Source organism: Panacagrimonas perspica (assembly GCF_004364935.1).
GTDB classification, from domain to species: Bacteria; Pseudomonadota; Gammaproteobacteria; order Nevskiales; family Nevskiaceae; genus Panacagrimonas; species Panacagrimonas perspica.
This window is the reverse complement of record NZ_SOBT01000013.1, coordinates 1-24,267: the sequence shown is the minus strand read 5'-3', so window position 1 is coordinate 24,267 and position 24,267 is coordinate 1. Positions and strand designations below refer to the sequence as shown.

Genomic DNA, 24,267 nt, shown 5'->3' with positions numbered 1-24,267 from the left:
GATTTCGCCTTTTGCCGAGTCGTTCATGACGTGCGCTTCAGCCGATCAACCTTGGGATGGAAGATGTCGGTGAGGTTGCCGCCGAGGCGATAGCTCTTCAGCGGGCGACTCGATTCGAGGCGCTGATTCATCGCAGCGTCGCAACCGAAGGTCCAGCAGTACGGCTCGAGCCAGGCGAGTTTTGATTTTTCCGAAAGATCCGCGGTGATCTGCTTGTCGCCCGTCTTGCGCTTGAACATGTCCGGCTGATCCATTCCGGCCAGCACGCGTCCGCTCAATCGGTCCATGGCTTCGCGCTGGGCCTTCTCGGGCTCGCGTCCATTGGCTTTGGCGAAGGCCGCAATCATCGTCAGTGGCGTCAGCGCGTAGTTGTGGTACTGCAACGCACGCGTGTCACGAGCCAGTTCGTTGGGCAGAAATCCTTCGGCATCCACTTGGGTGCCGGCAATCTGGAACTGCTGGATCGACCATTCGAAAAGGTCGCGCTTATCGGTGGCGACCGAGGCTGCCATGACGCCCCACGCGGCCCAGTACTCGTGGTTGTTCATCTTCTCCAGCGGCTGATCGCGCCACTCTTCGACGACGCGCCGGGCCACGGTCTCCAGCCACTTGTCGACCGCCGCAACGAGCTGCGGATCGCTCGCCAGTGGATTGGACGCCGAGAACTTCAGCCTCACATAAGCCGCCGAAATGCTGGCGAGTGCCCACTTCCGCATCGATTTGCCGGTGTGCGTCACCGCTTGGCCCATCAACGCGTTCGCCGACGACCACGCCCGAAGCAGCTTCTTCGCACACTCCAGCGATTCGTCGTTGCCCGCACGCATGTAGTCGTCGACCTGCTGACTCAACCCGCGTTCGAGCGAACTGATCGGCGCAATCAGTTCGCGATACTTGCGCTCGGCCTGCGGATTCACATCGTCACGGGCCTTGTCCGAACCTTCGTAGCGGCTCGGAAAGTCGAGCGCTGCCGTGAACGGGCTGGCGTTCGAGGGGCAGGCTTTGACTTCCTTGTCGGACTGGACCACCGCGAGCGTGAACCCCGGCGGCGGGACGAGATGCGCGCCCGCAGCGGTCGGTGTCGGTCCGGCGGCATTGCAGCCCAGGGTGACGACGCTCGTCACCAGCGCCATCAGCGGCATGAGGGATCGCATCATCGTGCGGCTCCGGCGACGCCGGCGACGCCGGCGACGACACGACTCTCATCAGCGCCACGCGCTCGCATTCCGGTGTCATGGGCCGAGCAGAGCCGGGCGCGAACCTTGAGCGGCGCTCCGGCGGCCGGCTTGGCGGCCGGCGTATTCGCACCCGTTGCAGAGACAGCCGTCGCGGTGACAGGCGCCTCGGGGACGATCGCCTCCACGTCGAATCCCAGGAAGATCTGATCTCCCCAGTTGCCGTCCGGCCGCAGCGACGTGACGAACCGGCCCTTCTGGGAGGGAGCGTGCTGGGACTGCTCGACGCGGAGATTTTCCTTGTTGCCGCTCGTGTACCAGACGACGCCGCGCATCTCGAGCATCGTCGGATCGCTGAACTGCACGTCCAGCACGTAGTCGCGCCCTTTCAACGGCCGTACTGCGCCGCCACCATTGAACAGGACCTCGGTCGAGCCAGTGGGCCGGACCACCACCTCGCGTTCCAGGATCGCGTCCTTGCCGTTGCATCCGCCATTGAGCAAGGGCATTGCCTGGCGAAAGAACGACAGGTCGCCGAGATTGTGGAAGTGCTGCACTTCCCAGATCAGGATCTTGGGCGGATTGCTGCGAAATTCTTCGCTCGGCAGGTAAGACAGCATCGCGCCGTCCATACCACCGCCGATGACGGAAATATTCAGGACGTCCGCCTGGAGATATTCCGAAATGAACCCGCTGAAGTTGTACGACGGGCCGCTGTTGCTGGTGCCGACGAGCGCGATCTGCGGAACTGCCTCGTCGCCGAGCAGATCTCCGCCTGCATCGGCGGGCTCGGTGACGTAGCGCGCAAAGTACTGTTTGGGCGATCCGAAGCCACAGAGTTCCGATGCAGCTTTCGCCAGTGTGCCGTTCTTGGTGACCAAGCCCTCTTTGTGGGTCACGAACGTCTGGCGTTTGACCGACTTGAACTGGGGCATCTGCAACACACGATCTGCGACGAGCTTCGCGGTGCGACGTGTGCCTTCGGGCGTCCAGTGATGGTCGTTTCTCGAAAAATATTCGCTCGAGTCCTGCGTCGTCAGCAGGGTTTCCATGTCAGGCACGGCCACCCCTCGCGAACGCAGATCGGATATCACGCGCCGGTAACTGGCGCGCGCGCCTTCCACGTCATACGAGTACCCGCTTCCCTTGAGCTTGTCCGCGTGCATCACGCCGCGGGGCGGCTGCACCATGACGACCAGTTCGGTGCCGCGCTCACGCAGCGCGCGCTGAAACTCCACCAGCCGATCGAGGCCTTCTGGCGTCGTGCCGAACTGTGCCGAAAGATCGGACTCGGCGCGGAACAGCCATCCGTCGCTGCCCTGCACCAACGTGCGGAACGCGTCGAGGAACTTGGTGTTGTACGCGGCAGGATCTGCCGCGTGCGGGCACAGCTGGCAGCAGGGAGCTGCTTCAAAGACGGGGAACGCCACGTCCGCAGCCGGAGAAGACTGCGCGGCAGACCACATAGCCGCGCCCAGTATCAGGCTGCGGAAGGCGCTCGGAATCTTCTTCGGCACGGTTCGGCTCCGGAGCGTCAGTTGATGGCCCAGGCCATGCGCGGCGTGGCGGCGCTGGCGTCGCCGACCACGAACAGGCTGAAGGCCTGGCCGCGCGCGAGACTCACCGGTGGCGCATCGGCAATCTTCTTGTCGCCGTCGTACACCGCGAGCTGGACCTTGGACGGATTGACCTCCCGCTTGCCCGACGTCTTCGATGCGACATCAGGGATGACGACCGTGCCGCCATCCTGCGTACGCAGGCTCAGCGCGCTCTTGCCGGTGAGGTTGTAGAGGATCAGCAGCGCCTTGAGGCGGTTGCCGCTGTTGTCGTTGTCGAGAAGCTTCACCGGACCCGAGCCCGCGACGGCGGTGTAGTAGCGCCCAGCGGCAAGCGTGACCGAATCGTTGGTGCTGCCGGCGCTGAGCTGATGCGTTCCCGCTGGCAGGAAGATGAAGTCGCTCGCGTTCCATGCGCGGATGTCGGCGATGGATTCGTTGCCGACCTTGGCCGTGAGTTCGTCGGTGTCGCTGGCGTTGAACACGCGGATGAACGCGGAGCCCGGAGGCGCCACCGGTCCGTACAGTCCGCCGTCTCCGGCCTGGGCGACCATGCTGGTCATGAACATCATCGCGACCAGCGCGGCGATCATCGACAACACGCTGCGTCGATCCGGTCCGGCGTTCCGCGTCGGCACGATGCCGATGTCCTGCTCACTGCGTTCCATGGGGTTCATCTGCGCTCTCCTGCTTCAGGGTTGTGCAACAGTCGTCGTCGACGTCGGGGCCAGCGCAAGCTGCGCATGACCCTCGTCGCTCTTGGGTTTACGTCCGGCGGGCTTCTTTCCGGCCGGCAGATAACGCTCCGGGATTTCCCAGATCAGATGCGCCGGCGCCGGGCCGTCCTGCGGCTTGTCGAGATACGCGAGCATCGGCTCGAACGGGCCGTGCCCGGCCTGCGCCATGTTCAAGACGTCCTGGTCCAGGCTCTCGCGCAGCGCGCCGTCGAAATTCCAGCGCCCGTCCGCGCTGTAGCTGGTGCCGACGAGCACGATGGCGGGCGCCGGCGCGTCGCCGAACAGATCGGCTTCGGTCGACGCCGTGGACGCGGCCACCGTCGAGCGCGCCGTCAGCAGGTCGGGTCGCGGCATCAGCGCGGAGAAGTACGGCGCCAGCGGCAGGAACTGCATCAGGTCGCCCTGATGCTCGACCGGCGCACCGACTTCCGACGTGAAGCGGACCGCTGCATCGCCGGTGCGTGGCGCCATCACCGCGGCCAGCGCCTGCGCGCTGCACCTGGCGCCCTCCGGCGTCCAGTGCGTGTCGGTGCGCAGGAACACGGCCGACTGCGTCTTGCACTGCTCGAGCGGGATCAGCAGGTCGGGTGCGGCCACGCCGCGTGCCTGCAGGCCGGCATGGATGCGCTGGTACAGGTCGCGATGCACCTCGGCCGGATGGTGCTGCGCCACGTACTCGGGATACAGGCGCGCCTTCGCCGGCAGCACGGCCACCGTCAGCTCGGTGCCACGCGCGCGCAGCTTCTGCTGGACCTGCGCGATCAGCTCGAGATTGGCCTCGACCTGCGCTTCGCCATCCGGATACGCACTGAATTCTTCACTGGTGTAGAGCCAGCCGTTGCGGCCGACGACGACGCCGGAGCGGCCCTCGCCGAAGAGCACGAACTGGATCGCACCCCAGACGTTGGTTCCGAAGGTCTTCACCGGAAAGACCTTGTCGTAGTGCGACTCGAAGCCGCGCGTCAGTCCGCCCTCGACGACATCGGTGCCGGGCGGCACGTCGTACGGAAGGGCGCGGACCACCGCGGCGCCGGCCATCGCCAGGATGATGGCGCCGAACAGCAGGGATGTGATCAGGTGATAAGTACGCACGGCCGGATTCCTAGAACTGGAAGTAGAGGAAGGGCGAGTAGCTCTGAGCCGAGAGCTTGAGCACCGCGAGTGCGAACAGCGGCAGCACCAGCGCGGTCAGCACCACGTCGCGCGTCGTCAGCACGCCGAGCGCGGATCCACCGCCGACCAGTTCGCCCTGCCGATGCTCGGGTGCCGACGGCCGGCGGCTCATCCAGCCCGCGATGGCGAGCACGACGTAGGCGAGCAGCAGCGTGTACATCTGCAGCGAGTCGATGCCCGCGGCGTAGACGTCGCTGACGCCGCGTCCGTCGAACGAGAACATCGCAGCGTAGAAGCGTCCCGCCTCATGCACGCTTTCGGCGCGGAACATCACCCAGCCGAGGATCACGAACAGGAACGTCGGCGCCCAGCGCCAGACGCGCCACGGCGTCTTCAGGTCGGTACCGATGCCCAGCGCGCGTTCGATGGCCAGGATCGTGCCGTGCCAGACACCCCAGAGCACGAAGGTCCAGTTGGCGCCGTGCCAGAGGCCACCGAGCACCATCGTCAGCCACAGGTTGCGGTAGGTCTTGAACGTGCCGCCGCGATTGCCGCCCAGCGGCACGTACAGATAGTCGCGCAGCCAGCTCGACAGGCTGATGTGCCAGCGGCGCCAGAACTCGGTGATGCTCTGGCTGATGTAGGGCTGGTTGAAGTTCTCCATGAAGCGGAAGCCCATCATCAGGCCCAGGCCGATCGCCATGTCGCTGTAGCCGGAGAAGTCGAAGTAGAGCTGCGCCGTGTAGGCCAGCGCCGTCAGCCAGGCGTCCGCGGTGCTCGGGTCCTGCAGCGCGAAGCCCGCCGACACCATCGGCGCGATCGAGTCGGCGATGAAGACCTTCTTGATGAAGCCCTGCATGAAGCGCATCGCGCCTTCGGAGAACTTGTCGACGCTGTGCGTGCGATTCGTGAACTGGTCCGCGAGATCCTTGTAGCGGAACACGGGGCCGGCGATCAGGTGCGGGAACAGCGCGATGAAGCAGGCGAAGTCGACCGGGTGACGCGTGGGCTCGGTGTCGCCGCGATACACGTCGACGATGTAGCTGATCGACTCGAACGTGTAGAACGAGATGCCGATGGGCAGGATGATCGCGGTCCACGCGAACGGCTCCATGCCGGTGCCCGCGATCATCGCGTTGAAGCTGTCGACGCCGAAGTTGGCGTACTTGAAGTAGGCCAGCACCGCCAGATCCACGACCACGCCCAGGATCAGCCAGCGCTTCGCGCCCTCGGTCTTCGCACCGCAGCGCGCGATGCCGAGGCCGATCCAGTAGTTCCAGGCCGTGACGGCGATGAACAGGAACAGGAAGTCGACGCGCCACCACGCGTAGAACGCGTAGGAACCCAGCAGCACGACCCAGTTCCGGTAGCGGTTCGGGCAGGCGAAATAGATCGCCAGGAACAGCGGCAGGAAGGCGAACAGGAAGATGTTGGACGAGAAGACCATGCTCGAATTCCCTCAGGTTCCTTCACGACCGGCGCCGGTGGCCGGTTCGATGACGACGGGCACACGCTTGCGCACGAGCAGATCCAGTACTTCGGCCTGCAGCTCGCCCAGGATGCCGACCATCTTCAAGCCGACCGATTTGGTCGGCGCCAGCAGGTTGACGTCGTAGAGCTCCAGGCTCAGCGGGCTGTCGATGGCCACCGGACCGCTGCGGTTGTGCGTCAGCTGTCCGCCGACGACGACCAGCGAGACGTTCTGCTGGAACGGGTCGAGCGCAAGATCGCGATCGGTTCCCGTCAGATCCTTGATGTGACCGTAGACGCCGTTGGATCCGTTGCCGATGCAGCGGTTGTTGTACAGGCGCAGGCGCATGCTGTTGCGCACACGGATGCCGTGGCGTTTGTTGCCGACGCTGTGGTTGTTCAGCAGCAGGTTGTCGCTGCTCTCGTAGATCGTGATGCCGTCCGACTCGTTTCCGAACGTGGTGTTGTCGGCCACGATGTTGTTGACGCTCGAGCGGTCGAGCACGATGCCGGACAGCGCGTTGGCGTGGCTGCGGTTGCGGAAGATCCAGCTGTCGTTGACCTCGCGCGACACGATGATGCCGTGCTTCTTCCTGGTTCCGTACGCGTCGTTCTCCGCGATGATCAGGCGTCGCGACCGATCATGCGGATCGATGCCGTACAGGATGTTCTCGCGGTAGACGTTGCGTGCGATGACGACATCATCGGCCTCGTAGCAGTAGAAGCCGTACCAGTTGTCGTGGAACTCCGAGTCGATGAGCCATCCAGTCGGATGCGAGCGCTTCATGCGATCCGCAATCGACGGGCTGTATTGCGAAATCGAGATGCCGTAGGACTTGCTCTTCGCATAACCCAGATGATTGACCTTGCTGCCGACGATGTAGGTCTCGGTGCCGCCCCAGGAAAGCAGGAACGGCCGGAACTGCGCCGCGTCGCGGAACGTCGCCGGGCCGTTGGCCTTTTCGCGCCAGGCCAGCAACGCGCTCTGCGTGATGAAGAGCTTGCCGTCGTTGACGAGGAACGCGCCGCGCTCCTCGGACATCCGGAACTCGCGCGTCTTGCTGTCGATGTGCAGCGTTGCACCGTGCGCGACGATCAGCGGCATACGCAGCACGAAGACGCCTTCCGAGGTCTCCTCGAAGTGCTCCTTGGGCAGCGCCTTGGCCAGATCGTGCGGCGTCATGTAGCCGCCATCGATGACGATCGCGCGAGGATTGGAGGGCTGGCGCGCTGCCCACTCGACGATGCGTCCGTCGCTGCCCGTGAACTCCGTCAGTTCCACCGCCTCGACCAGACGCTCGTAACGGATGTGCCCGGCAGGCTTGGTCTTGATCTTGGCGTTGACCGCCTCGGCGGTGAACGGCGCCAGGTCCGGGAGCTTCGGTGTCGGAACGGCGAGCCCTTCGAGCGACGCCTCGCGCACGATGTACTTGCCCACCTGCGGCGGCGCCTTGAGGCCCGCCTCATCGTCGATGCCGTCGTCGGAGGGCTTGGGCTTGGCTGCGGTTGCCAGGGCCATGCTCGCCGGCAGCAGGAAGAGCACCAGCACGCGGCGCAGCGCGAGCGGCAGGCTTCGGCTCAGAACCACAGCGTGAGCTCCAGCCGCACCAGGTACTTCGGATCCGCGCCATCGGGGAACGCCGCATCCGGATCGAACGCGGACGCGCGCAGGCGGATGTTCGAGCGCAAGTTGTCGTCTTCCTGCGTGGCGGTGACGGTGCTGCGCCCGCGACCCACCGGATTGGCGAAGTAGTACGCCAGCGCCAGATCGACGCCGTCGCCGAGCGCCTTGCGGCCGGGCTCGGGCTGAATGCTCAGGCCATCGGCGACGATCGGATCATTGGCGTGCTGACGCGCGAACTTGCTGTAGATCAGGCTCGCATCCCAGCGATCGTGCGGGATCGACAGGTACACGGTGCCCACGTGCAGATTGGTCAGTTCGGCCTGCAGCGCACCGTTGTAGCGATAGACCTGGCTGCGCGTGCCGGTGAAGCGCGACTGGTTGCTGTGCAGGCCGGTCTGCTCGTAGCGGTGCTCGGTGTCACCGTCCTCGCTGCCCGAGCCGAACGCGTAGTTGCCGCCGATCTGCAGCGGGAACGTCGTCGGCAGCCGCCAGCGCAGGCCCAGGTCCGTGGCCCAGGCGCGCACGTCGGTCTTCTCGGTGGACGCCGGCGTCAGTGGATCGGTGGACGGCGTGTAGTCCTTGCGATCACCGACGAGCGCGCTGAAATCCGCCCAGTACGAGATGCCGGGCTTGCCGTTCGAATCGTAGTAGCCGTTGTGCGCGTAGACGTCGATCCACGTGAGATTGCGGTCGGCCAGCTTCGGATCACGTTCCTCCGACAGCACTTCCTCTTCGGGATCCGCGTGATCGAAGGCGTGGATCGCACGGGCGCCGACGAACTGGCTCTGCGTCCACTGCGTGCCCAGCCGTCCGAAGACATAGGTGCGATCGCGAACATTCGATCGCGGATCGGAACCGTCGGAACGCCAGGTGATGAAGGACTCGGCCGCGCCGACGTCCGCTTGCAACAGCGTGGTGTCGAACATCCAGCGGACCGCTTCGATGTTCTGGTCGAACCACTGTCCGTCCGGGTCGCGCAGCCGCTGCAGGCCCACGCGCATCGACTCACCCGGATAGCTCGTCAGGCCGCGATACTCGACCCAGGCCTCGCGAAGACGCGCGAACGACTTGCTGTCGCGCGGCTGATCTTCGTCGGTGACCACCAGTTCGCCGGTGGGCGCGAACACCTGGGCGCGGGTCAGCGCCGCCCAGTTTTCACCGGAATTCCAGTACACCGTGCCTTGCACGTCGGCGAAGCCTTCGGTCGTCTCTTCGGCGAGGCCCAGTCCAAGATCGCGCTCGCCTTCCGCGAACAGGCCGGTTCCCACGCGCAGCTCGGTCTGCCAGCCGGCAGGCACCGTGCCGGCTGGCAGCGGATCGGCGGGCGCGGGATCGGCGACGGATTCGGACACCACCGCGTCGACGGGCGCAGGCTCGGCCCCGGTCGATTCGATGGGCGCCGGTTCGGCGGGCGCGACGGGATCTCCCGGCGCCACGAGCGCCGGATCGGCCGGAACCGCAGCGGGCGCCGCGAACATCGCGGCAGCGAATACGGCGAGCTTCTTCTTGTTGTTCTTCATGGATTCTTCTCCCCTACAGCGGCCACACGCGCCGCGTCGGTTTGCGGCAGTGCCAGCGCAGCCTGGCGCGCGGCTGTTTCTGCGTGGGCGATCTGCTGGGCACGCGCCAACTGCTGCGGCGTCATCGTCGATCTCAGCTGCGTCGTGATTTCCGCTGCGCCGACATGCCCGGCGCTTTCGGCGATGCTCGCGAAGCTGTACGCGAGCACCGGGTCGACCTTGACGCCGCGATTGACGGTGTACATGCGTGCCAGTGCGTAATCCGCGTTCGGATTGCCCACTCGTGCTGCCGCCAGGTAATGCTCGAGCGCTTTCTTCGGTTCGGGCAGTCCGTAATAGCCGCGCTCGTACAGGCGTCCGATCCAGACGTGGGCCGACGGGAATGCCGGAAGCGCCTCGTTGAGCAGGCGCGCTGCTTCCGTGGCGTCGGCAGAAGGATTCACCTCGTCCATGTACATGCGACCGAGCTGCAGCGCCGCCTCGAGCGAGCCCTTGGCGTACGCATCCCTCAGCATCTCCTCGGGCTTCGCACCCGGATCGAGGGCGGGCTGCTGGATCAGCAGTCGGGCCTTGCGTGCGGTGACGGTCGGAGACGGATTCTTGATCTTCATGAACAGGGCGTACGCGGCGGGCACGTCTGCCTTGCCTCCCTGATCGTCGGCGGAGAGGTTTCGAGCCACGCGCTCGATCGCGACGTCCGAGACCTTCCCGCCCTCGAATCGCTCGACCAGTTCCTTGCGCAGGCGCTTCTGGCCTTCGGCGTCATTGGTCTTGCGGAAGTAGCGCGACAGATCCGCGTAGCATTCCTCGACCTGCTTGCGATCCTTCTCGCACATCGTGACCAGTGCGTTCTCGTAGCCCGGATCGGCTTCGCGGTTGGCGCGATACCAGGCGATGGCCTCGGCGCGCTCCTCGACGATCGGACTCGCCGCGACGGTCTGCGCCAGCACCGCGACCTTCTGCCGGTCGGCGAGCTGCGGCAGTTCCCGATAAAGCCGCAGCTGCAGCGGTCGCGCCGCAGTGTCGTTGTCGGAGACCAGTTCCTGCAGCAGCTGGTCGATCTCGGCGGGATCGCCCGCCGGGCCCATGCGCATCAGGCCGCGCGCGAGCACGGTACGCATCGCCGGATCCTGCTCGGACGCAAGGCGCGCCCACTCGACGGACTTGGAGATGCTCTCCGGCGTGTCCTGCGATCCGTACAGTCGCGCAAGCCGCGTCTGCGCTTCGAGGTACCCGCGTTCGGCCAGCGGAACCAGATCCGCCTCGGCCGCCGTGACGTCACCCCGGTCCGCCGCCGCGCGACCGCGCGCCAGATCCGGCAGCGCCCACGCCGACGTCGCGGCCAGCGCAGCGCATCCCGCCAGGGCGAACGCGGGCAGCGCCGATTTCAAGGCTTGGCCTCAGCGCGGGCCGAAGAAAAAGGGGTGAGGCCCTCCGCGGACAGCCAGGAATTTCCGGCAGCGCTGACTTCGGCCGGACGGCTCATCAGGTCCATCGACAACGGCTCTTCGGGCTTGATCATCACGACGACGTCCTGGCTCAGGGCATCGGGATCGCCGTCGTGGCGCAGCTGCGTCACGTGACCGGTGCGCGCCAGCGGATCGCCGTTGATGCGCAACTTGACCGGCGTGCCGGGCAACAGCTGCTCGGCTTCGCGGAAGCCGAAGCGGGCGACGACGTAGGGTTCGAATTCGAGCGGCGCGAGGTCGGCGATCTGCTGACCCTTGCCGACGAACTGTCCGTCCGCCGCGTACGTGGCGGTGACGCGGCAGTCGCAGGGGCTGGTCACGGTGCCCTTGATCTCGCGTCCGAGCAGCTGGGCGACTTCCTCGGGCGTGAGCTGCGCTTCCAGCGCCTGCATGTTCACCAGGCCGAACATCGAGGTCTCGAACGAGCCGATCGGACTGCCTTTCTTCACGATGCCGTCTTCCGGGACCAGGCTGCGGAAGACGCCGTCACGCGGCATCTCCACCTGGAAGCGCGGACCGCTGACGCGGGCCGCCGAGGAGTTGGCGCCGAACAGCTTCTCGGTCACGCGATGACCGGTGTAAAGCAGAGCGCCTGCGCCGATCACCAGGATCAGCGAGGTCTGAGCGAAGGCCCGGGCCTTCGAGGCGAAGCCGCGGTGCTGGACGGCTTCCTTGGGGCTGCGCGGCTGCGTGAAATTGTTGCGCGACAGCGTGTGCATCAACTCGCCGGCGCCAATCAGTTCGCCGCCGAGGAAGCCTGCGATCACGCGGCGCAGCGTGGACATCGCCGTGGGATCGAGTTGCTCGAACCGCACGCCGACGCGGCCATCGGCGGCATTCACCGAGCGCACGTCGAAACGCACCGGGACCGTGACGCTGATGGTCTCCAGCTTGAGATGGATGCGGCCCGCGTGATGGTCGCCCACCTGGAACGGGTGTCCTTTGGGCTCGAAGGCCAGACCTCCTCCCGATAGATCGCAGAGGCGGAAGTTCCTGACGCCTCCGGGCAGCGCGACTTCGAGCAGGCCGGGGACCTTGGCGCGGACGTGCTGCCGCTGCGTTTCGGATTCATGGACCAGGTTCGCAGCGGTGACGGTACGACTGTTCATTGCTAATTCCTCGGATCGAATCGGGTCAGATCACGCTCACGACAACGGCCGCGAAGATGCAGGCGCTGGACGCCAGCAGTGCGGGAGAAGACCAACGGTTGAAGCGCGCCTGCCAGGGCTCGAGATCGCGTCGCAGGCGGGTGTCCTGGCGCGTCCACGACTGCTGGTCGAGGTGGAACGAAACCTTGATCTTCGTCAGCGAGCCGACGATCTGGTTGTAGTAGAGAAGCGTCGGGAACGATGGACCGATGTGGTGGCCGGAGAACGCAAGCAGCAGCGTGAGCACGAAGCGCGAGCAGCCGATCCACAGCAGGTAGCCCATCAGCATGGCCGGGCCATAGAGCAGCGAACCCCAGAGCGCCACCGAGATGCCGAGCAGGCTCGTCCACATCGAGATCCGCTGATCGAGCAGCACGTACCACGTGAATCCACCGAGACGCTTCCAGCCCAGTCGCGTCGCGCGCTGGTTCTGGCGCAGCGAATTTCCATACCAGCGGAACATCAGCTTGCGGCTGGCCCGGACGAAGTTCTTGTCGGGCGGATGCTCAACGGTCGTGATCGACGCGTCCGGCACGTACCAGGTATCCCAGCCCAGGCGCATCAGGCTGTACCAGCTCGACTTGTCGTCGCCGGTCAGGAAGCGGAAGCGGCCGAGGCGCCAGTGGTCGAGATGATCGAACTCGACATCGCGGATGAACTCCGGGCTGGTGACGATGCTGGCGCGGAACATCGACATGCGACCGGTCAGCGTCAGCACACGATGCGACAGCGCCATCGAGCACATGTTGAGATTGCGCTGCGCGAAACGCAGGCGGTGCCACTCCTGCATCAGGTAGCTTCCCTGGACGTTGCAGTACTCGTTGGTGGTCAGCGCACCCATGTTCGGACGCGTGCGGAAGTACGGCGCCGTCTTGGACAGCACACCCGGATCCAGCACGGTGTCGCCGTCGATGACCGCCACCAGCGCGTCGTCCTCGGGCATGTCGCGCGAGATCGCGCGGAAGCCCTGGGCCAGGGCGTCGCGCTTGCCCGTTCCCGGAATGCGCACGATCAGCAGACGGACGTTCTCGGGCGGCGCGTGGCGATCCCACAGCATCTTGATCATCTGCTCGTCGGCCATCTCGACGATCGAGGCCACGATGGTCGCCTTGCCCGTCCAGGCCATCGCTTCCTGGATCACGGAGCGATACACCGCCGCGGAGGTCGTCGTATCGATGCGAAAGCTCGTGACCATCAGATACACCGGCGCCGACGGCAGACCGCGGGCCTGCAGCTCCGCGGTCTGACGACGGATCTTCGGGAAGCGGTAATGCAGGAAGATCATCGCCCGCACGAAATGAATCGCACCGAGCGTGTAGCGCCACAGCCCGATCGATCCCAGCGCGACCCAGTAGTGGGCGTTGCGTTTGTCGAAGGCACTGTCCGGCAGCAGCACCGCCAGCGTCGCCAGCGCGGCCAGGAAGAACAGCCAGCCCGACCAGGTCGCGACGGCACTGAACGCTTTGCCCATGGGATCTGGAGTCCTTGTCCGGCCTTACCAGCAGATGCCCTGGGTGTGGCCGTGCGACACCCCGCTCATGAAGCCGACGAGATCGAGCGTGGGACGGCTGCCGTTGACGTTGGCGAGCGCCTTGGCGAACTGCGAGTCGCGGTTGCCCACGATCATCACTTCGGCATGCTCGATGACGGCGTCGAGATCGGAGTTCAGCAACGAGGAGACGTGCGGGATCTTCTGGTTGATGTAATCGCGGTTGGCGCCGTGCACGCGGGCGTAGTCGACGTTGCGATCGAAGATGCTCAGCTCGTAGCCCTTGCCGATCAGCGTCTCGGCCAGTTCCACCAGCGGGCTCTCGCGCAGGTCATCGGTCTCGGCCTTGAAGCTCAGTCCCAGCAGGCCGATGCGGCGCTTGCCGAACGCGGCGATCAGTTCCACGGCCTTCTCGACCTGCTCCTTGTTGCTGCGCAGGACGGAGCTGAGCATCGGCGCGTTGGCGTCGAGCTGATTGGCGCGATACACCAGTGCGCGCAGATCCTTGGGCAGGCAGGAGCCGCCGAACGCGAAGCCCGGCTTCATGTAGTAGGGCGAGATGTTGAGCTTGGTGTCGGCGCAGACGATCTCCATGACGGCGCGACCGTCGACGCCCGCAGACTTGGCGATGGCGCCGATCTCGTTGGCGAACGTCACCTTCACGGCATGCCACGCGTTGCACGAGTACTTCACCATCTCCGCGATCTCGATCGAGCGACGGATCAGCGGCGCGGCGAGCGGTGCATACAACGACGCCAGGGCTTCACCGGAGCGCTCGTCGAACTCGCCGATGACCGTCATCGGCGGCTCGAGATAATCCTTGATGGCGGTGCTCTCGCGCAGGAACTCGGGATTGATCGCCACACCGAAGTCTTCGCCCGCGCGCTTGCCCGATGCTTCCTCGAGCAGGGGAATCACGTGCTTGCGAACGGTGCCGGGCAGCACCGTGCTGCGCACGACGACCGTGTGGTACGTCGCCTTCTTCGCCAGCGCCGCGCCGATGCCCTTGCAGACTTTCTTGATGTAGCGAAGATCGAGCGAGCCGTTCTTGCGGCTCGGTGTGCCCACGCAGATCATCGTCAGATCCGAACTGCGGACGGCGTCTTCGGTGTCCGACGTGGCGCGCAGACGACCCAGCGCGACCTGCTTTTCGAGAATGGCCTCGAGACCCGGCTCGACGACCGGCGCTTTGCCGCGATTGGTCAGATCCACCTTGATGGCGGATACGTCCACGCCGATGACCTCGTGACCTGCATCCGACAGACAGCCGGCGCAGACCGCACCGACGTAGCCCAGACCAAAAATGCTGATGCGCATGTGTTCCCTCGCTGATGTGGATCGTGGGTGCGCCGGCTGCCCGTATTCGTGCAGGCCTGCGTCCTCCCTTCGCCACCACACATGGCAACGGCGGTGCCAATGTCGAAAAACCCCTTGGTTTTCGCGTAATTAATCTGCTGGTCAGGCGTCGGCGACCACATTGCAGTGAGTGCAGACGGCAAAACTGTCTGCGATCAGAGACAGATCCTTGTCGGGACGTGTTCAAGTGATTGATTCGAGGAAATCTGTTCCTGTCGCCAATCGGCGTCAGACACCTCTGAGGTTTGCGCGGGCCCATCGCGCATTGCGCGTCGAGACTGCCGACGCGACGTGGAAGGGCAGCGGGATTGCCGATCGGCATGTCCCGCACTTTCGCGTGGATCGCGTTCGACGCGGCCCGGTTTGTCTCTATCAGGCGACAGCGGTCGAGAATCGCTGCGAGAACCGCTTCGGATCGTGCGGGACATTTGCAATGCTTTCCGGCTTTGCGCACGCGTGACCACGCAAAACGCCATCACCCCGACATCGGAGCGCAGGATCCTGATGACGATGACGGCAGAGACGGCTTCATCCGATGCGGTGCAGGTGACCGAAGCACCGCGAGGAAGATTCGCTGCCTTTCGCGTCGCGCTGCGCCAGCTCGTGGTGCGTCATCTGTTGCCGAAGACGATGGTCGGCCTCGTCGCCACCAGCAAGGTGCTGGCGATGGCACCGCTGGTGGCGATGCTGGTCGTCATGGGCTTCGCGCTCGATCGCCTGCTGCTGCGCGGCGAACAACTGGTGGGAGAAGGTCAGAAGATCGAGGTGTACGGCGCTACGCTGCGCACCGAACTCGAAGATCTCGAGCGCGTCGCGTTGCAGCACTACGCGCTCCAGGACCCTGCCCTGCTCGATATCATCAGACAGCGTCTGCGAAGCACGCGCGAGGCCACGACGCGATTCTCCGCCGACGATCTGCCGCAGGGAGTGCAGGACCACTCGCGTGCCGTCACCGCCGGGCTCGACAAGATCGAACGCGGACTCGGCTCCGCGGACGGCGTGCAGCGCGTGGGCGAAATCCGCGCGCTCGCCGAGAAGGCCGAGCGGGTCATCGACGAGGGCCGGGTCGACATTTACGGGCAGGTTCGCCAGCTCAACGATCGCTCGGTGCTGGTGCGCAATGTCCTCGCACTTTCGGTGATCATCGTGGCGCTGCTCACGATCGCGCTGACGCTGGGTTTGTCCCGCGTCATCGCCAGACCGCTGCAGAACATGCGCGCCGCGATCACCGCGCTGGGCACGGCGAACTACGAGTCGCCGATATCCATCGAATATCCGCGCGAGCTGGCGCGCGTCGGCGAAAAGCTCGAATGGCTGCGCCGAAGGCTGCGTGATCTGGAGGCTGACAAGGATCGCTTCCTTCGCCATGTGTCCCATGAGCTGAAGACACCGCTGGCCAGCCTGCGCGAAGGGACGGACCTGCTGCTGGAACGTTCGTTCGGCACGCTCAACTCGCGTCAATCCGAAGTGGCGCAGATCCTGGCCGAGTCGGCGATCGATCTCGATGCACAGATCCGCAACCTGTTGACGTATGCCGAGTGGCGACGCGGGCAGCGCGACGTCGAGATGGGCTGGATCGATTCGCGCATCCTGGTGGAGGAAGTTCTTGCCTCGCAGCGGCTCACGCTGGCCAAGCGCAGCCTCGACACCCATCTGGACCTGAACGCGCCGCATCTGTACGGGCATCGCTGGAGCCTGCGGGTATCGCTCGGAAATCTGCTGAGCAATGCAGTCAAGCACGCGCCCCGGGGAAGCACCATCGACGTGCTGGTCGATTGTCGGCACGGTCGCTGCGTGTTGTCGGTGCGCGATCGGGGCCGGGGCGTTCCCATCGGCGAGCGCGAAAGAATTCTTCAGCCGTTTGTTCGTGGTTCCGAGCCGGAAGAGGCAGGAATGCGGGGGACCGGAATCGGGTTGTCCATCGTCAATGAAACGGTAATCGCACATGGAGGAAAACTTGAAGTGCAGGAAGCCCAGCCTGGAGCGCGCTTCGTCCTGGACTGGCCGTGCCCTGAGACCGATGCTCATTAGCGCGGCCTTTCTTTCGAGCGGGTGCTCTCACCTGCAGTGGGTGCCCGGCGAATCGGGCGGAGCCTCGGCATCGGACGCCAGTGGGGCGCTGGTCTGGTGGGGCCGTGCGGTCGACGCCTCGCCCGCCGCTCGGGAGTCGATGCTCCGCAGCGCGCGCCAGGGCAAGTCGGCGTGGAAGGTCGCGATGCTGCGCAGCCTGCCCGGCAGCACCGAAACGGAAACGCCCGAGGCGTCGCAGGATGCATTGCGCAATCTGCAGCGCCGCGGATTGCGCGATGACGAGGCGATCCTGGTGCGGATCCGCCTCGTGGAACTGGAGCGGAACCGCTCGTGTCAGTCCGAGGCGACCGAGCTTCGTTCGCAACTCAACCGCATCATCCAGATCGAAAGAGAGATGGGAAATGGACGCTGATATCGCGCCCAGCACCCGGGGCCGCATCCTCGTCGTCGACGACGACGACAACCTTCGCCGCGTGCTGACGCTGCGGCTGGAGTCGGCTGGCTACGAAGTCACGGCAGCATCCTGCGGAGAAGAGGCCTGCGAAAAGCTTCCGGACGCCGAGCCCCACATGGTCATCACCGACCTGCGCATGCCGGGTATCGGCGGCATCGAGCTGCTGGAGGCGATCCAGAAACGAACGCCCGGCATTCCCGTCGCCATCCTGACGGCCCACGGCGAGATCCCCGACGCGGTGCGCGCCACGCAGGCCGGCGCCGTCGACTTCCTGACCAAGCCCGTCGGCGCGGAACTCCTGACCTGCGTCGAAGCCCACGTCCGCCAGTCGCGCGAATACGAGGTCGACGGCCAGGACATGGACGGCATCGTCACGCACAGTCCGCTGGTGCGCGCCGTGCTGCACGACGCGCGCCGCATCGCGCGTCACGACTCGGCCGTGCTGATCTGCGGCCCCAGCGGCAGCGGCAAGGAGCTGCTCGCCGGCGCCGTGCACAAGGCCAGCGGCCGCTGCGGCCGGCCGCTGGTGGCGATCAACTGCGCAGCGGTGCCGCCCGAACTCCTGGAGTCGGAACTCTTCGGCCATCGTCGTGGTGCGTTCACCGGCGCCAATTACGATCACCCGGGTCTGTTCCGGTCGGCCGAGGGCGGCACGGTGTTCCTCGACGAGATCGGCGACATGCCCGAGCGCCTGCAGTCCAAGCTGCTGCGCGTGCTCCAGGAGCGCGAGGTGCGCCCGGTCGGCGAATTGCGCTCCGTTCCGATCGACGTTCGCGTGGTGTCCGCCACGCATCGCGACCTGCCGGCAATGATCGCCGAAGGCAGCTTCCGCGAGGATCTGTTCTACCGGCTCAACGTCGTGCAGCTGCGCCTGCCGGCGCTGGTGGAGCGACGCGAGGACATCCCGCTGCTGGTCGCGCATCGCCTGACGCAGCTGGCCGAATGCGGCGTGCCGCGGCGCGTTTTTTCGCCCGAGGCGATGGAGCAGCTTCTGACGTTCGCGTGGCCCGGCAACGTGCGGCAGTTGTTCAACGTCGTCGAGCAGACCGTGGCGCTGTCGCCGGGCCGGGTGATCAGCAGCCTGCTGGTGCGCCGGGCGCTGGGTGAACACGAATCCTCTATGCCCTCGCTGGACAACGCGCGCGACGAGTTCGTACAGAACTACCTGCGGCAGACGCTGCGGCTCGCTGAGGGGAATGTCAGTCGCGCGGCTCGCATCGCGGGCCGCAACCGCACCGACTTCTACAAGCTGATGCGGCGCTACCGCATCGGGGCGCAAGGCGATCAGAATTCGTGACCCGCACCGATGCATCGCGGCGGGATCGTTCGGCTCAGGAGTGCGACACATGAAAAAGGGAATCAAGGCGGCGCTGGTGGTTGCAGGTCTGGCTCTGATGGCGCCCGTCCAGGCTTATTTCATCACCGGCCAGATGCTCAAGGACTCGCTCGAAGCGGCCGACCGGCTCAAGTCCGGTGCCGCCAATCCGCAGGACGAGCGGGAAGCGCAGTTCGGTCGCGGCTTCGTCGCCGGCGTGGCCGACTCGGCGCTCGATGGCGTGACCTACTGCTCGCCCCCCGATTCGTCGCTCGGCAAGCTCAACGACGTGATCCTCGCCTACCTTCGGGCGCATCCCGAGACGATGCCCAAGACCGCGTCGAGCATCGCGCTGCAGTCCCTGATGGCCGCTTATCCCTGCAAGAAGTAGCGAGCGCTTCGTCGCGCGTGCGTCGCGATCAATCGGCGCGCGGCGGTGGAAAATAACCGGACTTCCCTGCGGACGGATCCGCCGGGGGTGCCGCTGCGCGGGTGAGACGTGCAGAATCAGGGTCCTTTCGCGGATCCGTCAAACGCGTGAACGCAGCGCCGCTCCGAATACTGCTGGCCACCACCGACCCGGTTCAGGCGGTGCTCGCCGCAAGACTGATCCAGAGACTGGGCCATCCAGCACCGCATCGGGTGCAGGGCTGGGACGCAGCGATCGCCGCGATGCCGGAATTCCCTGCCGATGTGTGGCTCGTCGATTCCAGGCTGCTGCCGCGCGACGACGCGTCGGCGACGACGCTGCCGTGGATCATCACGATCCGTGCGGCGCCCTCTGACCTGCAGGGCATTCCGAAGAACCGATACGACGACGTGCTGGGCACGCCGCTGAGTCTCGAGCCGCTATCCGCTGCCCTTCAGCGCCGGCGCCTTCCCGGTGATGCTCCGCCGGACGATTTCTCGGGCGCGACCTGGTCCGAACTGCTGAGGCTGTTCGGACCCACAGGCGTCGCGGAACTGCTGGGTGCGCTGCGAAACGACCTGCCGACGACGCGGGCGCGACAGGCACAGGCCATACAGTCGCATGACTTCCCCGGCCTCAAGCGCATTGCGCACAGCCTGCGCGGCGCCAGCCTTCAATTGGGCGCCGAAGATCTCGCGCGGCTCCTCGCGAGCGCCGAACACGCTGCCCTCGAAGGATCTACGGAAGCCGCCGAACTCGGCGCGCAGGCACTGGCCCGGTATTCCGCATTGATCGAACGACTGGACGATGAACTCCGGCGCATCTGATCCGATGAGGGCATCGATTTCCACGCGCGTGTCGGCGTCGACCTGGGTGCTGGCGTTCGCGGTACTGGCGGCCAGCCTCGTCGGCGCGTGGCAGTCGCACGCATTGATTGCGCAGCATCAGCAAGCGCGGTTCGACGCCGAAGTGCGACGCATCGAGTCGGCCATCGAACGGCGCCTGGCCGCCTACGTGCAGGTGCTGCGCGGCGGGCTGGGCCTGTTCGCCGCCTCCGACGAAGTCACCCGCGGGGACTGGCGCCGCTACGTCGAGTCGCTGCAACTGGAGCGCTTGTACCCGGGCTTTCGCGGGCTGACCTTTGCTCCGGCGGTGAGCGACGAAGCGCTTGCGGATTTCATCGCACGCGCGCGGAGCGAGCCCCTGCCGCCAGGCCTGTCCGATCCGGCACTGCTGCGCGAATTCCATTTGCGTGCGCCGCCGCCGCCGATCGTTCCGGTCAAATCCCAACTGCATGCGCCGGTGTTCTATACCGAGCCGCTGACGGTATCGAATGCGCGTGCCATCGGCATCGACATGATGCAGGACGCGGGACGCAAGGCGATGCTGGAGGCGGCCGCCGCCAGCAACGACGCGGTGCTGACACCGCGCCTGCGCTTGTTGCAGGCTGTTGGCACCCAGGTGGGTTTCATCGGCTTTCTGGCGGTGCGTCGCGAGGAGAAGCTGCTGGGCTGGCTGACCGCGACGTTCGTCGCGGAATACTTCATGCGCGGACTGATGAACCAGGCGCCGAGCGAGCTGAAATTTGCGCTCTACGACAGCCACGACCTGACGCCGGAGCGCCTGCTCTATTCCACCGCGGGCCAGGCCGCCGATGGCGAGCCGAAGCCTTTGCCCGAATCAGCACGAGGCCCATTCGAAAGCTACTCGACGATCAGCCTGCCCGGCCGTCAGTGGACGCTGCACGCCGTCGCGCCGCCGCAGTTCGCGAGCATCGCCGACCGGGTGGCGCCCTGGCTCGTAGCGCTGGGCGGCGTGCTTGCCAGCTTGCTGCTGCTGGTGATCGCCCAGGCGGGCGCGCGCTGGCGTCAGCAGGCGGCCGTGCTGGCAAAGGCACAGAACGCGATCGAATCCGCCAATCAGGCGAAGAGCGATTTCCTGGCCAACATGAGTCACGAGATCCGCACGCCGCTCAACGCGATTCTCGGCACCGCGGAATTGCTGGGCGACACGAGCCTGGATGCGGACCAGCGGCGCGGCCTGGACACCATCACGCAGAGCGGCGATCACCTGCTCAGCGTGATCAACGACATTCTCGACTTCAGCAAGGTCGAAGCCGGGCTGCTGGAACTGGACGAACAGGTTTTCGATCTGCGTCGCACCGTCGAGGAAGCGCTCGAATGGGTGGCGGTCAATGCCGCGCGCAAGCGCCTGGACCTGGCCTGCGACTTCGCACCCGGCACGCCCGAGATGTTGCACAGCGACCCCGCCCGGGTACGCCAAATCCTGGTCAACTACCTCTCCAACGCCGTGAAGTTCACCGACAGCGGCGATGTGTCGGTCGAGGTTTCCTCCACCGCGCTCGGTCCCCATCAGCATCGCCTGCGGATCGCCGTGCGCGACTCCGGCATCGGCATCGCGCCCGACCGCATGGACCGCCTGTTCAAGACGTTCAGCCAGATCGACGCGTCCACCACGCGGCGTTACGGCGGCACCGGCCTGGGCCTTGCGATCTGCAAGCGCCTGGCTCAACTGCTGGGCGGCGACGTCGCGGTGGAAAGCCATCCGGGGCGCGGCTCGGTGTTCTCGTTCACGTTCGTCGCCGGCACCGATCCCGCCTGGACGGCGCCGCCGCAGGCCGATAGCGGCGCGCTGCAGGGCAAGCGCCTGCTGGTGGTGGACGACAACGACACCAATCGCCGCATCCTGCGCTCCAGCGCCGCCGAGTGGGGCATGCAGGTGGTGGATACGGCGTCGCCGCGGGAGGCCCTGGCGATGCTCCAGCGCGGCGAACACTTCGATCTCGCGATCCTGGATTACCTGATGCCGGACATCGACGGCATCGAGCTGGCGGCGCGCATCCGCCAGCTCGACAGTTCGCGCCAGCCGCGGCTGATGCTGTTGAGCAGCGTGCGTCAGCGCGCGCAGGACCTGCCGGACTTCGATCGCGTCTGCCTCAAGCCGTTGCGACGTGCCGGCCTGCTCGATGCGCTGCTGGACATGCTGGCCGGCGCCGCAGGCGCCGCCGGCCATCTGTCGCCGACCGTCCGGGCGTCCTCGCCTGTACTGCCGCTGCGCATCCTGCTGGTCGAGGACAACGTGCTCAACCAGCAGGTGGGCCTGCGCATGCTCGAATCGCTCGGCTATTCCGCCGATCTGGCCGAGAACGGTGCGGCCGCGCTGCAGGCCGTGCAACAGCGGCCCTACGACCTGCTGCTGATGGACGTGCAGATGCCGGTCATGGATGGACTCGAAGCCACGCGCCGCATCCGCCAGCTCCCCGGCCTGCGCCAACCGCGCATCTACGCGATGAGCGCCAGCGTGCTCGACAACGAGCGGCAGGCCTGCCTGGACGCCGGCATGGATCGCCACCTCGCCAAGCCCTTCCGTCGCCGCGAGCTGGAAGAAGTGCTGGCGCAGGTCGAGACCGCGTCGCAGCCTCTGCTCGAAGCCGGAGCCGAGCAAGGTTCTGCAAAAGCGTCTGCGCTGACATGGCTGATCGATCAGATCGGCAGCGAAGGAGCGGCCGACGTGGTCGACGAAATCGTCTCCGGCGCCGAGCCGGCACTGGCGTCGCTGCAACAGGCCTGCGATGCGCATGACATGCCCCGCTTGCGCGGCGAAGCGCTTGCGCTCAAGGCCCACTGCGAATTGATTGGCGCCGCATCGACTGCATCGGCCTGTGAAGCGGTGGCGGACGCATGCATCGCGGGGCAGCCCGACGAGCTGACACGAGCCGTGCAAATCGCGACAGCCGCCTATCGCGAACAGGTCGAGCAACTCGAAGCGACCCAAGGCGCCACCCGCGTGCGACAGTAGAATCGCCGCGTTCAACCTTTTTCGTCCGTGCCCCTGGAATCTTCGCCCTTGCCCTCTTCCCGCACCGTCATCGTCGCCGACGATCACCCGCTGCTGAGCGTGGCGCTGCGCCTGGGCGTGCAGCGCGTGGCGCCGGACGTGCAGGTGATCGAAGTGGCTTCACTCAAGGCCCTGCGCGAAGCCGCCAAGGTGCACCCGGATGCGACGCTGATCCTGCTGGACCTGATGATGCCGGACGTTGAGGGCCTGTCTGCATTGCAGTTCCTCCGTCAGGAGCATCCGCGGATTCCGGTGGCGCTCGTCACCGCGAACCAGGAACGAAGCTGGGTACGCTCGGCGCAGGCGCTCGGTGCAGTGGGCTTCCTGCCCAAGTCGACGCCGCTCGAGCAGACCCACGACATCATCAGCAGCCTGCTCGCGGGCGGCACCTGGTGGCCGCCGCATCAGCCCTCGCCCGATCGCGAACGTGGCCAGGCCAGCAGCGTGGAGGAACGACTGGAAAAGCTTTCGCCCCAGGAGCTGCGCATCCTGCTGCACATCAAGGATGGACGGCTCAACAAGCAGATCGCCGGCGATCTGGGCATCAGCGAGTCCACCGTGAAGACCCATATCAGCACCTTGCTGCGCAAGCTGGATCTGCAGAGCCGCACGCAGGCCGCGGTACTCGCGCAAAGGCTGTTGTCCGGCGCGCCTGTACAAGGCAGCTGAAAAAAGGCGACCCCGAGAAGCTCGGGGTCGAATCGCCTGACACTCCCAACAGTTGCTTCGTGAATCGCCGCCCCGGTTCGTCATCGAAAACCGGGGCGGCGCTGCGACCAGATCCCGCGTGATCCTCCGCGGGGTCGTGATCGCGGATGGCCTACCAGCTGAATCCCGCGCCGAGCGAAGCGCTGGTGTCCCCTGGACCGGTGCCTCCACCGACGGCGCCGGTCAGGCTGAAGTTGTTGTTGAAGTGCGCCTTCATGCCGATGGCGAAGCCGTTCTCTCCGTCGTAGGAGCCCGTGCCCACGCCGATCGAGAAGCGCGTGCCCGGTGCGGGCTCGGGGATGGCGGCCATCGCCGAGACCGACGCGATTCCCGCGCTCAGATCCTTGCGGAACTTGTCGACCGAATGGCCCAGGTCTCTCAGCTGGCTCATGTTGACGGCGTCGGTTGCGTCCACGCCGGCCGCGACGTTGGTGATGCGACGCTGGTTGGTGGCCGAGCCGACCGACACGGTGTTGGCCTGGTCCGCCACTGATCCATTGCCCAGGGCCACGCTGTTGGCCGCCGTCGCCTGCGCGTTGTTGCCCACCGCCACGCCGAACTCGCCGGTCGCGCTGGCGTTGTCTCCCAGCGCCGTGGTGTTGGTGCCCAGCGCCTGCGCACCGGTGCCCACCGCCACCGAAGACTGCGCGACCGCACCGCTGCCGATGGCCACGGAGTTGGACTGCACCGCCGTTGCGTTGTGACCCACCGCGATGCCGCCCGCGGCCTGCGCCTGGGCATTCGTGCCGATCGCCAGGCTGTTGACGGCCTGCGGACCTGCCGTGGCGTTGTCGCCGCACTCGATGGTGCCGGCGGCGGCGCCGCGTCCGCAGAACGC

Annotated in this window: 19 protein-coding genes; 7 read left to right on the top strand and 12 right to left on the bottom strand. The window is 66.0% G+C overall.

What is annotated here, in order from left to right; translation table 11 throughout:
• Window positions 1–23: 23 nt before the first annotated feature.
• Genes DFR24_RS23365 through DFR24_RS23315 form a run of 11 tightly spaced genes read right to left on the bottom strand, consistent with a single transcriptional unit; the run spans window position 24 to window position 14,615 of the window.
• Window positions 24–1,154 (bottom strand): mannuronate-specific alginate lyase, encoded by a 1,131-nt coding sequence (locus DFR24_RS23365; RefSeq protein WP_133883890.1) that lies wholly within the window; start codon window positions 1,152–1,154, stop codon window positions 24–26.
• Window positions 1,151–2,689 carry an alginate O-acetyltransferase gene (locus DFR24_RS23360; RefSeq protein WP_133883889.1) on the bottom strand — a complete coding sequence of 513 codons (1,539 nt, stop codon included), beginning with the start codon at window positions 2,687–2,689 and terminating at the stop codon, window positions 1,151–1,153. Before DFR24_RS23360 ends, DFR24_RS23365 begins: the two co-directional genes overlap by 4 nt.
• A 17-nt stretch (window positions 2,690–2,706) precedes the next feature.
• Entirely contained in the window at window positions 2,707–3,405 is a 699-nt protein-coding gene (locus DFR24_RS23355; RefSeq protein WP_133883888.1) for an alginate O-acetyltransferase AlgF, read from the bottom strand.
• Window positions 3,406–3,420: 15 nt separating this feature from the next.
• Window positions 3,421–4,557 carry an alginate O-acetyltransferase gene (locus DFR24_RS23350; RefSeq protein WP_133883887.1) on the bottom strand — a complete coding sequence of 379 codons (1,137 nt, stop codon included), beginning with the start codon at window positions 4,555–4,557 and terminating at the stop codon, window positions 3,421–3,423.
• A gap of 10 nt (window positions 4,558–4,567) precedes the next feature.
• The gene (locus DFR24_RS23345; protein WP_133883886.1) at window positions 4,568–6,025 is read right to left on the bottom strand and encodes an MBOAT family O-acyltransferase; all 1,458 of its coding nucleotides are present in this window, start codon (window positions 6,023–6,025) and stop codon (window positions 4,568–4,570) included.
• Window positions 6,026–6,037: 12 nt separating this feature from the next.
• Window positions 6,038–7,636 (bottom strand): mannuronan 5-epimerase AlgG, encoded by a 1,599-nt coding sequence (gene algG / locus DFR24_RS23340; protein WP_210772598.1) that lies wholly within the window; start codon window positions 7,634–7,636, stop codon window positions 6,038–6,040.
• The gene (locus DFR24_RS23335; RefSeq protein ID WP_133883885.1) at window positions 7,627–9,192 is read right to left on the bottom strand and encodes an alginate export family protein; all 1,566 of its coding nucleotides are present in this window, start codon (window positions 9,190–9,192) and stop codon (window positions 7,627–7,629) included. The genes algG and DFR24_RS23335 overlap by 10 nt, the downstream gene beginning before the upstream one ends.
• Window positions 9,189–10,583, bottom strand: coding sequence for a tetratricopeptide repeat protein (locus DFR24_RS23330; RefSeq protein WP_133883884.1), 1,395 nt, complete (start codon window positions 10,581–10,583; stop codon window positions 9,189–9,191). Before DFR24_RS23330 ends, DFR24_RS23335 begins: the two co-directional genes overlap by 4 nt.
• The gene (locus DFR24_RS23325; RefSeq protein WP_133883883.1) at window positions 10,580–11,770 is read right to left on the bottom strand and encodes a PilZ domain-containing protein; all 1,191 of its coding nucleotides are present in this window, start codon (window positions 11,768–11,770) and stop codon (window positions 10,580–10,582) included. The genes DFR24_RS23330 and DFR24_RS23325 overlap by 4 nt, the downstream gene beginning before the upstream one ends.
• Window positions 11,771–11,795: 25 nt before the next feature.
• Window positions 11,796–13,280 carry a glycosyltransferase family 2 protein gene (locus DFR24_RS23320; RefSeq protein ID WP_133883882.1) on the bottom strand — a complete coding sequence of 495 codons (1,485 nt, stop codon included), beginning with the start codon at window positions 13,278–13,280 and terminating at the stop codon, window positions 11,796–11,798.
• Between the two features lie 24 nt (window positions 13,281–13,304).
• Window positions 13,305–14,615 (bottom strand): nucleotide sugar dehydrogenase, encoded by a 1,311-nt coding sequence (locus DFR24_RS23315; protein ID WP_133883881.1) that lies wholly within the window; start codon window positions 14,613–14,615, stop codon window positions 13,305–13,307.
• 543 nt (window positions 14,616–15,158) lie between these two features.
• Between DFR24_RS23315 and DFR24_RS23310 the strand changes: the two genes are divergently transcribed.
• From DFR24_RS23310 to DFR24_RS23280, 7 genes are all read left to right on the top strand, one after another.
• Window positions 15,159–16,685 carry a sensor histidine kinase gene (locus DFR24_RS23310; protein ID WP_133883880.1) on the top strand — a complete coding sequence of 509 codons (1,527 nt, stop codon included), beginning with the start codon at window positions 15,159–15,161 and terminating at the stop codon, window positions 16,683–16,685.
• 184 nt (window positions 16,686–16,869) lie between these two features.
• Window positions 16,870–17,097, top strand: a complete 228-nt coding sequence (locus DFR24_RS23305; RefSeq protein WP_133883879.1) for a hypothetical protein — start codon at window positions 16,870–16,872, stop codon at window positions 17,095–17,097.
• On the top strand, window positions 17,087–18,436 hold the full coding sequence (locus DFR24_RS23300; RefSeq protein ID WP_133883878.1) for a sigma 54-interacting transcriptional regulator: 1,350 nt from the start codon (window positions 17,087–17,089) through the stop codon (window positions 18,434–18,436). The genes DFR24_RS23305 and DFR24_RS23300 overlap by 11 nt, the downstream gene beginning before the upstream one ends.
• 49 nt (window positions 18,437–18,485) lie before the next feature.
• The gene (locus tag DFR24_RS23295; RefSeq protein ID WP_133883877.1) at window positions 18,486–18,845 is read left to right on the top strand and encodes a Rap1a/Tai family immunity protein; all 360 of its coding nucleotides are present in this window, start codon (window positions 18,486–18,488) and stop codon (window positions 18,843–18,845) included.
• Window positions 18,846–18,991: 146 nt separating this feature from the next.
• On the top strand, window positions 18,992–19,690 hold the full coding sequence (locus tag DFR24_RS23290; RefSeq protein ID WP_133883876.1) for an Hpt domain-containing protein: 699 nt from the start codon (window positions 18,992–18,994) through the stop codon (window positions 19,688–19,690).
• Window positions 19,691–19,694: 4 nt separating this feature from the next.
• Entirely contained in the window at window positions 19,695–22,682 is a 2,988-nt protein-coding gene (locus DFR24_RS23285; protein WP_162851396.1) for a response regulator, read from the top strand.
• 48 nt (window positions 22,683–22,730) lie between these two features.
• Window positions 22,731–23,390, top strand: coding sequence for a LuxR C-terminal-related transcriptional regulator (locus DFR24_RS23280; protein WP_162851395.1), 660 nt, complete (start codon window positions 22,731–22,733; stop codon window positions 23,388–23,390).
• Window positions 23,391–23,541: 151 nt separating this feature from the next.
• On the opposite strand, the gene DFR24_RS23275 is transcribed toward DFR24_RS23280, so the two are convergent.
• Window positions 23,542–24,267: YadA family autotransporter adhesin (locus DFR24_RS23275; protein ID WP_211346648.1), on the bottom strand; the 726-nt coding region annotated here is incomplete at its 5' end.

Bases quoted from the DNA above. Each gene is read 5' to 3' on its own strand.
- DFR24_RS23315 (WP_133883881.1), bottom strand. From the start codon at position 14,615: ATGCGCATCAGCATTTTTGGTCTGGGCTACGTCGGTGCGGTCTGCGCC.
- DFR24_RS23325 (WP_133883883.1), bottom strand. From the start codon at position 11,770: ATGAACAGTCGTACCGTCACCGCTGCGAACCTGGTCCATGAATCCGAA.
- DFR24_RS23285 (WP_162851396.1), top strand. From the start codon at position 19,695: ATGAGGGCATCGATTTCCACGCGCGTGTCGGCGTCGACCTGGGTGCTG.
- DFR24_RS23300 (WP_133883878.1), top strand. From the start codon at position 17,087: ATGGACGCTGATATCGCGCCCAGCACCCGGGGCCGCATCCTCGTCGTC.
- DFR24_RS23295 (WP_133883877.1), top strand. From the start codon at position 18,486: ATGAAAAAGGGAATCAAGGCGGCGCTGGTGGTTGCAGGTCTGGCTCTG.
- DFR24_RS23310 (WP_133883880.1), top strand. From the start codon at position 15,159: ATGACGATGACGGCAGAGACGGCTTCATCCGATGCGGTGCAGGTGACC.
- DFR24_RS23355 (WP_133883888.1), bottom strand. From the start codon at position 3,405: ATGAACCCCATGGAACGCAGTGAGCAGGACATCGGCATCGTGCCGACG.
- DFR24_RS23320 (WP_133883882.1), bottom strand. From the start codon at position 13,280: ATGGGCAAAGCGTTCAGTGCCGTCGCGACCTGGTCGGGCTGGCTGTTC.
- DFR24_RS23305 (WP_133883879.1), top strand. From the start codon at position 16,870: ATGCTGCGCAGCCTGCCCGGCAGCACCGAAACGGAAACGCCCGAGGCG.
- DFR24_RS23335 (WP_133883885.1), bottom strand. From the start codon at position 9,192: ATGAAGAACAACAAGAAGAAGCTCGCCGTATTCGCTGCCGCGATGTTC.
- DFR24_RS23345 (WP_133883886.1), bottom strand. From the start codon at position 6,025: ATGGTCTTCTCGTCCAACATCTTCCTGTTCGCCTTCCTGCCGCTGTTC.
- DFR24_RS23365 (WP_133883890.1), bottom strand. From the start codon at position 1,154: ATGATGCGATCCCTCATGCCGCTGATGGCGCTGGTGACGAGCGTCGTC.